The organism is Kitasatospora sp. NPDC059462, assembly GCF_042749955.1.
In the GTDB taxonomy this organism is placed as follows: domain Bacteria; phylum Actinomycetota; class Actinomycetes; order Streptomycetales; family Streptomycetaceae; genus Kitasatospora.
This window is the reverse complement of sequence record NZ_JBHYUU010000006.1, coordinates 96,171-107,118: the sequence shown is the minus strand read 5'-3', so window position 1 is coordinate 107,118 and position 10,948 is coordinate 96,171. Positions and strand designations below refer to the sequence as shown.

The 10,948-nt window shown below is 76.6% G+C and carries 10 protein-coding genes and 1 pseudogene; 4 read left to right on the top strand and 7 right to left on the bottom strand.

The features are described from left to right. On the bottom strand, positions 1 to 1,090 hold a 1,090-nt coding region (locus ACFXAM_RS03395; protein WP_380287304.1), incomplete at its 3' end, for a threonine/serine exporter family protein. A 214-nt stretch (positions 1,091 to 1,304) separates the two neighbouring features. Here ACFXAM_RS03395 and ACFXAM_RS03390 point away from each other — a divergent pair. Continuing rightward, positions 1,305 to 2,318: a glycosyltransferase gene (locus ACFXAM_RS03390; RefSeq protein ID WP_380287303.1), complete on the top strand. Its 1,014-nt coding sequence runs from the start codon at positions 1,305 to 1,307 to the stop codon at positions 2,316 to 2,318. A 101-nt stretch (positions 2,319 to 2,419) separates the two neighbouring features. Here the strand turns inward: ACFXAM_RS03390 and ACFXAM_RS03385 are convergent, their stop codons facing one another. Next, positions 2,420 to 3,046: a hypothetical protein gene (locus ACFXAM_RS03385; protein ID WP_380287302.1), complete on the bottom strand. Its 627-nt coding sequence runs from the start codon at positions 3,044 to 3,046 to the stop codon at positions 2,420 to 2,422. A gap of 133 nt (positions 3,047 to 3,179) precedes the next feature. On the opposite strand from ACFXAM_RS03385, the gene ACFXAM_RS03380 reads away from it, so the two are divergent. Next, positions 3,180 to 6,125 (top strand): FAD-binding and (Fe-S)-binding domain-containing protein, encoded by a 2,946-nt coding sequence (locus tag ACFXAM_RS03380; RefSeq protein ID WP_380287301.1) that lies wholly within the window; start codon positions 3,180 to 3,182, stop codon positions 6,123 to 6,125. Between the two features lie 71 nt (positions 6,126 to 6,196). After that, a pseudogene (locus tag ACFXAM_RS03375) lies at positions 6,197 to 6,609 on the top strand (PaaI family thioesterase). Positions 6,610 to 6,621: 12 nt separating this feature from the next. Here the strand turns inward: ACFXAM_RS03375 and ACFXAM_RS03370 are convergent. Together ACFXAM_RS03370 and ACFXAM_RS03365 are read right to left on the bottom strand one after the other, a co-directional pair. Then, positions 6,622 to 7,089 carry a CBS domain-containing protein gene (locus ACFXAM_RS03370; RefSeq protein WP_380287300.1) on the bottom strand — a complete coding sequence of 156 codons (468 nt, stop codon included), beginning with the start codon at positions 7,087 to 7,089 and terminating at the stop codon, positions 6,622 to 6,624. Positions 7,090 to 7,165: 76 nt separating this feature from the next. After that, positions 7,166 to 8,134, bottom strand: coding sequence for a slipin family protein (locus tag ACFXAM_RS03365; RefSeq protein WP_380287309.1), 969 nt, complete (start codon positions 8,132 to 8,134; stop codon positions 7,166 to 7,168). Positions 8,135 to 8,273: 139 nt separating this feature from the next. Here ACFXAM_RS03365 and ACFXAM_RS03360 point away from each other — a divergent pair, with 139 nt between their 5' ends. After that, positions 8,274 to 9,104 carry a uracil-DNA glycosylase gene (locus ACFXAM_RS03360; RefSeq protein WP_380287299.1) on the top strand — a complete coding sequence of 277 codons (831 nt, stop codon included), beginning with the start codon at positions 8,274 to 8,276 and terminating at the stop codon, positions 9,102 to 9,104. Positions 9,105 to 9,113: 9 nt separating this feature from the next. On the opposite strand, the gene ACFXAM_RS03355 is transcribed toward ACFXAM_RS03360, so the two are convergent. The 3 genes from ACFXAM_RS03355 to ACFXAM_RS03345 form a co-directional block, all read right to left on the bottom strand. Beyond that, positions 9,114 to 10,001, bottom strand: a complete 888-nt coding sequence (locus ACFXAM_RS03355; protein WP_380287298.1) for a CHAD domain-containing protein — start codon at positions 9,999 to 10,001, stop codon at positions 9,114 to 9,116. 343 nt (positions 10,002 to 10,344) lie between these two features. Beyond that, on the bottom strand, positions 10,345 to 10,731 hold the full coding sequence (locus ACFXAM_RS03350) for a hypothetical protein (protein WP_380287297.1): 387 nt from the start codon (positions 10,729 to 10,731) through the stop codon (positions 10,345 to 10,347). Then, the gene (locus tag ACFXAM_RS03345; protein WP_380287296.1) at positions 10,728 to 10,880 is read right to left on the bottom strand and encodes a hypothetical protein; all 153 of its coding nucleotides are present in this window, start codon (positions 10,878 to 10,880) and stop codon (positions 10,728 to 10,730) included. Before ACFXAM_RS03345 ends, ACFXAM_RS03350 begins: the two co-directional genes overlap by 4 nt. Between the last annotated feature and the right edge of the window lie 68 nt (positions 10,881 to 10,948).

The window sequence follows — 10,948 nt, the reverse complement described above, 5'->3', positions numbered from 1 at the left end:
AGCCGACGGTCAGGGTGAAGAAGCCCGGAAGCAGCAGGAGCAGCCGCGGCGGCGCGCCCGGCCGGGCGGCGCGCCGCGTCGCGGCGGCGCCGAGGACGACCGCGGCGGCGAAGGTCCCGGCCACCTCGCCGGCCAGCCAGGTGGCCAGGGTCTGGGCCGCCACCGTCAGGTAGACCAGGAGCAGCAGCACCGGCCCGAACCGGGCCGGGACGGCGAAGGCCAGCACGGTGCCCGCGGTGAAGACGATCCAGGCGGTGAACAGCGCCCAGCGCGGCAGGTCCTGGGCCGCCGTCACGTCGAACAGCGCGTGCCGGTCGCGGCCGGTGACGGCCAGTCCGATCAGGATCCCGACGTACAGCTGGAGCAGCAGGAACACCGCGTAGACCAGCCGGACCGCGCCCGGTGTCAGGTGCCCGGCGGCCAGTTCGGTGGTGGCGGCGCTCAGGTAGTCGCCGGGGACGAAGAAGAACAGCGCGGGCAGCATGATCAGCACCGGTCCGCCGTGCGCCGGGGTGCGGGCGAAGACCAGCAGCGCGATCACCGAGACCACGACGGCCGCCGCCAGCGGCAGCACCGGGCTCAGCCGGGGCCGGCGGTCCGCGGCCAGCGCGAGGGCCGCGCTCGCCGAGGCGAGGACGGCGGTGGAGCCGATCTCCCACCAGGTGGGCTGCATCAGCGGGGCGAAGCCGAGCGAGAACAGGACGATCCCGAGCGCCTTCGCCCACCAGGGGTACGGCGGCGGGGCGGTGTCGAGCGCGGCGAGCCGGCCGGCCGCCGCGGGCAGGGTGAGCCGGCCGGCGTCCAGGTCGGCGAGCAGCGGCCGGACGGCGGCCACCTGGTCGAGGCGGAACACCTCGGGGAACGCCCGGACCGTCACCGTGGTGGTCCCGCCGGCGGCGCTGACGGTCAGCACCGCGCCCTCGGGGACGACCAGCAGCCGCGCCGAGCCGCCGAGCGCCCGGGCGGCGCCCGCCACGGCCGGCTCCAGCTCCTGGACGCCCTCGCCGCTGTTGCGCAGCAGCACCGTGGTCAGCCGGGCCAGGAAGGCGGTGAGTTCACCGACCCGCGGTGGCCGCGTCAGCTGTTCCAAGGCCCGCCTCCGTCCGCGTCCCGCCGTGGTGACCTCTCCAGCCTGCCCGCCGCCCGGGAAGGCCGCGCGCCGGGAGCGGGTCCGGGGGATGAGGACGCGCCCGGAGCAGCCGGTGAAGATATGGCGTACGTCCGTACGATTTGACGGTAAATGCCCCACCTACGGACCGTCAGGGCTTTGCCACCGTTCACGGGCGCTCCTACGCTCCCGCGTCATGCCCTCACCCCTGATCAGCGTCGTGATCCCCGCCTATGACCAGCAGAAACAGCTGGCGGACTGCCTCGACTCGCTGCTCGCCCAGTCCTTCCGCGACTTCGAGGTGCTGGTGGTCGTCGACCGCTCCCCCGAGTGCCCGGCGCAGCTCGCCGACCGCTACGCGGCCCGCCACCCCCAGGTCTCCGTGCTGCGCCTCGACGCGGCCGTCGGCGTCGGCGTCAGCCGCAACGCGGGCGCCGCCCACGCCCGGGGCGAGTACCTGTTCTTCCTGGACGCCGACCACCTGCTCGCCCGCGACGCCCTGAGCTCCTTCGCCGACCGGCTGGCCGGCAGCGGACCGGTCGACCTGCTGCTGTTCGGCCACACCCGCCGGCACGGCGGGCGGGACTGGCCCGGCGGCGCCGAGGCGCTGCTCGCCGGGGCCGGGCCCGAGGTGTTCGCCCCGCTGGAGCGCCCGGAGCTGCTCGGCGCGCCCGCGCTGGCCTGGGACCGCCTGATCGCCCGGGCGCACTGGCTGCAGCAGGGCCTGGCCTTCCCCGACGGCCGCTACGAGGAGATCCCGCCGGTGCACCGGGCGATGCTGACGGCCCGCCGGGTCTGCGTGCTGCCGCGCGCCTGCGTGCAGCTGCGCCGCCGGGAGACCGTGCACCCGACCGGCTCGCCGGGCAGCAGCAGCTTCGACATCTTCGAGCAGTACGAGCGGACCTTCGCGCTGCTGGACGTGCTGGACGCCCCGGACGCCGTCCGGGAGGCGCTGTTCACCCGGATGATCCGGCACTACCTGTTCGTCTTCGACCTCGCCGGGTGCGTCGCCCGCGCCGAGCGCCCCCAGTTCTTCCACCGCGCCGCCGACCACCACCGCCGCTTCCAGCCGTCCGGCCACCGCCGCCCGGCCGGCCGCGAGGGCGTGAAGTTCTCCCTGCTGGCGGGCGGCGCGTACCCGGCGTTCGAGGTCGCCAAGCTCTCCCACATCGCCGCCGGCACCCTCACCGGGGCGGCCCGCCGCCGCTGAGGGCCGGGGCGTCCCGGGCGTCGGCGGCGCGCACCGGGTGCCGGGGGCGCGCACCGGGCGCCGGGGCGGACCGCCCGCCCCGGCCCCACGGGCGGCGGGGCTCAGACGTGCGCGGTGCCGCCGTCGGCGGCGAGGGCCGCGGCGATCCGGCGCAGGGTGTCGGCGCGGACGTCGTCCGGCAGCGGCGGCAGGAGGTCCATCCACAGCGGCAGGGTGGAGCCCAGCAGCTGCCGCTGGCCCTCGGGGCGGGCGATCAGCCACAGGTGCAGGTGGGCCGCGCCGTCGCCCCAGCGGCTGACGTGCACCCGGCCGATGCCGCCGAGCCCGAGGATCGCCCGCTCCACGCGCTGGAGCGTCGGGCCGAGTCCGGCCGCCAGGGCCGGCGGGAGGTCGAGCAGGTCGTGGTGGCCGCGCGGATTGAGCAGCAGGACAGCGGGCAGCCCGTGCGGCCGGCCGTACGCCCGCAGGCGCCAGTGCTCGTCGCTCCAGACGAAGTCCTCGTCCGGGCGGCCGCACTCGCCGCACTCCGCCGGTCCCGCCTCGCCGTGCCGGGGCGGTTCGGGCAGCTCGGGGGCGTCCAGCGGCCGCACCCGCAGCCCGCCGCCCTCGGACGGCTCGTACGGGAAGATCTCCCAGGACGGCGCGGCGTCCTCGGGGACCGGCAGGCGCTCGCCGACCGGCAGATGGGCGAGGAACGGGCGGGGGGTGTCATGAGGGTCGGTGATCATGGACCTCGACCCTGCCAGACGCCCCGGGCGCCCGGCCAGCCCTTTCCCGGTACCGCCCGCCGCTCACGGCTGCGATGATCGGCACAGCCGCACCCCTCGCCCGTACGCGTCACCGCCCGGGAGGACCCGCCCCGTGAGCCGCCCCGACACCGCCCCCGGGACCGACCTGGCCCGCGAGCTGTCCGCCGTGCTGCGCGGCGAGGTCCGCTTCGGTGCGGCCGAGCGCACCGTCTACAGCCATGACGCCTCCAACTACCGCCAGCTGCCGCTCGGCGTGGTCAAACCGGCCGACCCCGACGACGTGCGCACCGCGCTCGCGCTCTGCCGCCGCCACCGGGTGCCGGTGGTCGCGCGCGGCGCCGGGACGAGCATCGGCGGGCAGGCGATCGGGCCCGGCGCGGTGGTGTTCGACTTCCGCCGCCACCTCGGCGCCGTCCTCGACGTCGACCCCGGGCGCCGCACCGCGCGGGTCGAACCGGGCACCGTGCTGGACGACCTGCAGCGCGCCGTCCGCCCGTACGGGCTGCGGTTCGGCCCGGACCCGTCCACGCACAGCCGCTGCACCCTCGGCGGAATGATCGGCAACGACTCCTGCGGCGCGCACTCGGTGGCCTGGGGCCGCACCGCCGACAACGTCGAATCGCTGGACCTGCTGCTCGCCGACGGCACCGAGCTGACCGTCGGCGGCCCGCTCGGCCCCGACGCGCGCGCCGCGCTCGCCGCACTCCCCGGTCCGGCCGGACGGCTCCACCACCGGCTGCAGGAGTTCACCGACCGGAACCTGGCCGTGATCCGCCGCGGCATGCCCGCGCTGCCGCGCCGGGTCTCCGGCTACCCGCTGGACGCGCTGCTGCCCGAGCACGGCCACCACCTGGCCCGCGCGCTCACCGGCACCGAGGGCACCTGCGCGCTGCTGCTCGGCGCCACCGTCAAGCTGGTCGAGGACCCGCCCGCGCGCGCCCTGGTGCTGGCCGGGTACCCGGACGAGACGGCCGCCGCCGACGCCGTCCCCGCCCTGCTGCCGCTCGGCCCGCTCACCGTCGAGGGCATGGCCGCCGACCTGATCGCCGCACTGCTCGCCGCGGGCCCCCGGCCGCCCGCCCTGGACCGGCTGCCCGACGGCGCCTGCTGGCTCTTCCTGGAGACCGGCGGCGCCACCCCGGCCGAGGCGCTGGACGCGGCCCGCCGGATCGCCGACGCCGTCCGGCGCGAACGCACCGCCACGGCCGCCGTGGTCACCGACCCCGCCGAGCAGCGCCAGCTGTGGGGCGTGCGCGAGGCGGGCGCCGGCATCGTCACCCGGCTGCCCGGCGGCGGGGAGGCGTGGCCCGGCTGGGAGGACTCCGCCGTCCCCCCGGAGCGCCTCGGCGACTACCTGCGCGAGTTGCGCGCGCTGCTGCGCCGGCACAGCCTGCGCGGCGTCCCGTACGGGCACTTCGGGGAGGGCTGCGTCCACCTGAGGATCGACTTCCCGCTCGCCCAGCCCCACGGGGTGCTGGTGTTCCGGGAGTTCATGGAGCAGGCGGCCGATCTGGTGGTCGCGTACGGGGGTTCGCTCTCCGGCGAGCACGGCGACGGGCAGGCCCGCGCCGAACTGCTGCCGCGCATGTACCCGCCCGAGATCATCGCCCTGTTCGGGGAGTTCAAGCGGATCTGGGACCCCGAGCGGCTGCTCGGCCCCGGCATCCTGGTCGACCCGCGCCCGCTCGACGCCGATCTGCGGTTCACCGGCCCGGTGCGCGCGCTGCCGCTCGCCCTGCCGTACGAGCAGGACGGCGGCAGCCTCGCCAAGGCGGTGCGCCGCTGCGTGGGCGTCGCCAAGTGCGTCGACCCGAACACCGGTGTGATGTGCCCCAGTTACATGGCCACCGGCGAGGAGCGGCACTCCACCCGCGGCCGCGCCCGGCTGCTCGCCGAGATGCTGCGGGGCGGCGGCCCGGCCGGCGGGGCGATCGCGGACGGCTGGCGCTCGGCCGAGGTCCGCGAGGCGCTGGACCTCTGCCTCGGCTGCAAGGGCTGCGCGAGCGACTGCCCGGTCCACGTCGACATGGCCACCTACCGCACCGAGTTCCTCTACCAGCACTACCGGCACCGGCCGCGGCCCGCCGCGCACTACGCGTTGGGCCGGCTGCCGCTCTGGCTGCGCGGCGCGGCGCTGGCGCCCGCCCTGGTCAACACCGCCGCCCGTTCCCCGGCCTCGGGCGTGCTCAAGCGGCTCGCCGGGATCGACCCGCGCCGGGTGCTGCCCGTCCTGCCGCCGGAGACCTTCACCCGCTGGTTCCGGCGCCACCGCGCCGCCACCGGCCCGGCCCCGGCGGGCGCGCCGCCCGTCCTGCTCTGGCCGGACACCTTCGCCGACCACCTGCAGCCGGAGGTGCCGCGCGCGGCCGTCGAGGTGCTGGAGCACCTGGGCTTCGACGTCCGGCTGCCGGCCGGTCCGGTCTGCTGCGGCCTGACCTGGTACTCCACCGGCCAACTCCCCGGCGCCCGGCGGGTGATGCGGCGCAGCCTGGCCTCGCTCGCCGCCACCGGCCTGCCCGCCGGCACCCCGGTCGTCGGGCTCGACCCCAGCTGCACGGCGACCCTGCGCGAGGAGGTGCCGCGCCTGCTCGGCGCCGAGGGCCGCCCGCTGGCCGAACGGACCCGCACCTTCGCCGAGTTCATCGACGAGTACGCGCCCGACGCGCCGCTGCCGCAGCTGCCGGTGGACGCCGTCACCCAGACCCACTGCCACCAGCACGCCGTGCTCGGCAGCGCGGCGGACCGCCGGGTGGAGCGGCGGATGGGTGTCGCCAACCGGGTGCTGGACTCCGGGTGTTGCGGCCTCGCGGGCAACTTCGGCTTCGAGCGCGGCCACTTCGAGGTGTCGGCGGCGATCGCCGAGCGGGTCCTGCTCCCGGAGCTCCGGGCGGCCGGGCCCGACACCGTGGTCCTCGCGGACGGCTTCAGCTGCCGCACCCAGATCGCGCACCTGGCCGACGGGCGCCGGGCCCTGCACCTGGCGGAGCTGATGCAGCGGGCGCTGCGCGCCGGCCGCCCGTCGGCCGGCCGGCCGGCCGCTGGTCCCCCGGGCCCCTGATCCCCTGATCCCTTGACACCCCGGGCCCCTGACGCCCTGACACCCTGCGGCGGGGCCGTCACAATGGCGGGATGACCACCCTCACCACCGCCGAGGCGGACACGATCCTGACCGACAACTTCGCCCCCTGGGTGCAGGCGCTCGGCCTGTCGGTGACCGAGACCGGCGAGCACCACGCCGTGCTGCGGCTGCCCTGGTCGGACCGGTTGGCCCGGGAGGGCGGCGCGCTCTCCGGGCAGGCCCTGATGGCCGCCGCCGACACCGCGTCGGTGATCGCGGTCTCGGCGGCCCGGGGCGGCTTCGGCCCGATGACCACCGTCCAGCAGTCCACGAACTTCCAGCGCGCCGTCACCGGACGGGACGTCCTGGTGCACGCCCGGGTCACCAAACTGGGCCGCCGGATCGCCTTCCTGGACATCACCTGACCGCGGAGGGCGAGCAGGACGCCGCGGCCCGGGCCACCGCGGTCTACGCGCTGGCCTGAGCCGCCCTGCCGTCACGCGCCCTGCGGCGTCTCCAGCACCTCCTTCGAGCGCGGCGAGTCCTCGGCGCAGACCGCCGTCACGAACTCCGCCACCCTCGCCTGCGGCATGCCGCGCGCGATGTCCGCCTCGCTGATCATGCCGACCAGCTCGTGCTCCGGGTGGTTGATCACCGGCAGCCGGCGCACCCGGTACTGCTCCATCACCCGCAGCACCTGCTCGACGTCCTCGTCCGCCTCCACCGTCATCGGCCGCCCCTGGGCCACGTCGCCCGCCGTCACCCGCGCCGGATCGAGGCCCTCGGCCACGCACTTGAGCACGATGTCCCGGTCGGTGAGGATGCCCAGCAGCTTCTGCCGCTCGCCGCAGATCGGCAGCGCCCCGACGCCGCGCTCCTTCATGATCCTGGCCGCGGCGGCGAGTGTCTCGTGCTCGCGCACGCACTCGGCGCCCCGGTGCATGATGTCGCCCGCATTGGTCATGATCGGCCTCCTGACATGCCTGCCACTCCCACGTCTCCATCGTGGTCCGGTGCCGGTGGCCCCGCCACCGGGCCCGCTACCCCGTCCCGCCGTCGCCCTCCCGGCGTTCCGGCGGATCCAGCGGCGAACGCTCCAGCACCTCCTCCAGCGGCGGCAGTTCGAGCTGCTCCATGCCGGGCAGGACCGGCTCCTCCACCGCGTCGGCGGCCGGACCCGCCGCGTCGGCGCCGGGACCGCCCTGCTCCGCGGAACCGCCCTGCTCCGCGAGACCGCGCCGGTGCGTCTCGGCCGCGCTGTCCAGGAACCGCAGCAGCTCCACCGGGAACGGCAGCACCAGCGTCGAGTTCTTCTCCGCCGCGACCTCCACCACGGTCTGCAGCAACCGCAGCTGGAGCGCCGCCGGGGTCGCGCTCATCACCGCCGCCGCCTCCGACAGCCGCGCGGACGCCTGGTACTCGCCGTCCGCCGTGATGATCCGCGCCCGCCGCTCCCGCTCGGCCTCCGCCTGCCGGGACATCGAGCGCTTCATCGCCTCCGGCAGGGCGACGTCCTTGATCTCCACCCGGTCGATCTCGATCCCCCAGCTCAGCGCCGGACTGTCGATCATCAACTCCAGGCCCTGGTTGATCGGTTCGCGGTTGGCCAGCAGGTCGTCCAGCTCGCTCTTGCCGATGATCGACCGCAGCGAGGTCTGCGCCACCTGGGAGATCGCGAAGTTGTAGTCCTGCACGTTGACGATCGCCTTCACCGGGTCCAGCACCCGGAAGTACACGACGGCGTCCACCCGGACGGTCACGTTGTCCCGGGTGATGCCCTCCTGCGCCGGGATCGGCAGCGTCACGATCTGCACGTTCACCCGGCGCAGCCGGTCCGCGACCGGCACCAGCGCGACCAGCCCCGGCTGGCGGATCTCCTCGCGCACCCGGCCGAACCGGAACACCACGCCCCGCTGGAACTGCTGCACCACCCGCAGGCTCAGCCCGCCCACCACGGCCGCCACCATCAGCACCGCGACAATGACCCCGATCACCACATCGACGACCATGACGGCCTCCTCGCGCAGCAGCGAGCCCCGGCCGTCGCCGACCCGGCCCGGCCGACGGCCGCCGGAACCACCGGTTCCCACGCTACGCCTGCCCGGCGGCACCAGGGCGAACCCGGCCCGCGCGCCTAGGATCGTCGCCATGCCGCAGTCCCCCGTTCCGCCGGACCCCACCGGCCCGCCCGGCGCCATCGGCCCGCCGGACCCCGCCGACGACCCGGAACACCCGCGCCATCCCACCGGGGCCGCCGCCCGCGCCGCGGACCTCACCGTCCTCGACCGCGTCGTCACCGGCTGCCGGGCCTGCCCGCGCCTGGTCGAGTGGCGCGAGGAGACCGCCCGCACCAAGCGCCGCGCCTACCTGGACTGGGACTACTGGGCCCGCCCGATCCCCGGCTTCGGCCCGCCCGACGCCCCGCTCGTCCTGGTCGGACTCGCCCCCGCCGCGCACGGCGCCAACCGCACCGGCCGGATCTTCACCGGCGACCCCTCCGGCGACCTGCTCTACGCCTCGCTCCACCGCCTCGGCCTCGCCAACCGCGCCGAATCCGTCCGCCACGGCGACGGTCTGGCCCTGCACGGCGTACGGATCACCGACCCGGTGCGCTGCGCCCCGCCCGACAACAAGCCCACCACGGCCGAACGCGACACCTGCCGCCCCTGGATCGCCCGCGAGTTCGAACTCCTGCGCCCCACCGTGCGCACCGTCGTCGCCCTCGGCGGCTTCGCCTGGCAGGCGCTGCTCCCCGCGCTCGACGCGGCCGGCTGGACCGTCCCGCGGCCCCGGCCGCTGTTCGGCCACGGCGCCCACGTCACCCTGCCGGCCCGGGACGGCGGCCCGCCGCTGGACCTGTTCGGCTGCTACCACGTGAGCCCGCGCAACACCAACACCGGCCGGCTCAGCACCGCCATGCTGCGCGAGCTGCTCCGCACCGCCGCCCGCACCGCCGGACTCGACCCCGCCGAGGACTGACCGGCCGGCTCACGCCCACCGCGCCAGCTTCGGCCGCGCGGCGCGTGCCCACACCTCCGGCAGCGCCCGCCGGGCCCGCTCCGCCTCGGCCAGCTGCTGCCCGTAGAGCACGCCGTAGCCGAACGGCTCCTCCGCGGCCCCCGCCTGCTCCCGCAGCGCCGCCGAGGCCACCACCGCGTCCTGGTGCTCGCCCAGCAGATCCTGGGCGGCCTTCATCCGCTCCACGTAGCGTTCCGCCTTGCGGCCCACCACCGGCACCGCGGTCTCCCCCGCGTACCGGGCCCGCTTGGCCGCCTTCCGGGCCTCGTGCAGCGCCGCGTCCCGCTCGCCGTCCCGACCCCCGGGCCGCTCCTCGTCGGCCGCGAGCGCCGCCCGCACCCGCTTCGCCGTCCGCCGCTGTTCCCGCGCGGCCACCCGGGCCAGCTCCGGACCGGCCGCCCGGGCCGCCCTGCCGCGCAGCGGCGGGTCGGCCAGCAGCGCCGCCAGGCCGTCCGCGAGGGCGCGGCGGCGGGGGCTGTCCAGCGCGGCCACCACCTCCGGCCACACCCGCCGGTGCTCCGCCCGGCCCCGGCGCTCCAGCTCCACCGCGACCCGCTCGGGCCCGCACTCGGCGGGCAGCTCCCGCGCCCGCGCCGCCAGCCGCTCGCCCAGCACCTCCCGGTCCCGGGCCCGCCCCAGCGCCGCCGCCAGCCACCGCAACTCGGCCACCAGTTCGTCCGTGGCCCCCGGCGCGAGCAGCCTCCGGTAGGTGCGGAACGCACTGCGCAACCGCCGGCACGCGACCCGCATCCGGTGCACCGCATCCGGCTGGTCCGCCCGCACCGCCTCGTCCAGCCCCGCCAGCACCTCGGCCTGCGCCCGGATCCGCCCGAGCACCACCTCGCCCACGGTGACCATCCGCCTGCACCCCCTCCCGGGGCCGTCCACCACCCCTCCAGGCTAGCCCCGCCCGGGCGGCGGCCCCCTGGCGTCACGCAGAACGAGAAGTCGGCCCACCCGACTTCCCACTCCACCACCAAAGACACGCCAGGCCCAACACAGGAACCCAACCCGGCCGACTCCCCACGCAACCCCACCCCCCACAGGCACGAGCCACCCCACCACGACGCGGCACCTGGAGCAGGAAGTCGACCCAGCCGACTTCTCAGTCCACCCGGACGCCCACCGTGGCCCGTGAACCGACCGGAACACCCGGCGCAGGAAGTCGGCCCGGCCGACTTTTCACTCCCGGGGGCGGGGGTCAGGGGCGGAGTTGGACGGCCAGGGACATGGTGTAGCCGACGAGGGCGGCGAAGAAGGTCACGGCGGTGGTGTAGCGGGGGGTGAAGGGGAGGCCGGCGAGGGCGGGGTAGAGGAGGACGGCGGTGCCGGCGGCGAGGTCGGCGAGGTAGAGGCCCCGGGGCGGGAGGGTGCCGGTGGTGCGGGCGGCCCAGCCGGTGGCGACCAGGAAGCCGGTGAGCAGGATGAAGCCGGACAGCAGGCCGGAGCCGATGCTGGAGAGCACGGGGTGGGGTTCGGGCGGGGGTTCGCCCTCGGGGACGGCGGGGCGGAGGCGGTGGGCCACCGCGAGGGCGCCGACGGCGAAGGTGACGCACGCCGCGGCGCTCAACAGAGGGGCGGGGTTCATCGGCGGCTCCGGGAGGTCGCGTGGTGGTGGCCGAGGGCGGCCGCGAGGGCGGCCGGGACCAGGACGGTGAGGACGAGCACGGCCGTCCAGGCGGTCGGTTCGAGCCCGGCCGGGGGCGACTCGACGGCCGGCGGGGGCGCGGCCGCCACGACGGCAACGGTGGCCGTCGGACCGGGGGCGGGCGGCGGGGACGGGGGCGGCGGCTGCGCCGTCCAGC

Excerpts from the sequence above, each read along its gene's own strand:
- ACFXAM_RS03390 (WP_380287303.1), top strand. The coding sequence starts at position 1,305 with ATGCCCTCACCCCTGATCAGCGTCGTGATCCCCGCCTATGACCAGCAG.
- ACFXAM_RS03385 (WP_380287302.1), bottom strand. The coding sequence starts at position 3,046 with ATGATCACCGACCCTCATGACACCCCCCGCCCGTTCCTCGCCCATCTG.
- ACFXAM_RS03370 (WP_380287300.1), bottom strand. The coding sequence starts at position 7,089 with ATGACCAATGCGGGCGACATCATGCACCGGGGCGCCGAGTGCGTGCGC.
- ACFXAM_RS03365 (WP_380287309.1), bottom strand. The coding sequence starts at position 8,134 with ATGGTCGTCGATGTGGTGATCGGGGTCATTGTCGCGGTGCTGATGGTG.
- ACFXAM_RS03360 (WP_380287299.1), top strand. The coding sequence starts at position 8,274 with ATGCCGCAGTCCCCCGTTCCGCCGGACCCCACCGGCCCGCCCGGCGCC.
- ACFXAM_RS03355 (WP_380287298.1), bottom strand. The coding sequence starts at position 10,001 with ATGGTCACCGTGGGCGAGGTGGTGCTCGGGCGGATCCGGGCGCAGGCC.
- ACFXAM_RS03350 (WP_380287297.1), bottom strand. The coding sequence starts at position 10,731 with ATGAACCCCGCCCCTCTGTTGAGCGCCGCGGCGTGCGTCACCTTCGCC.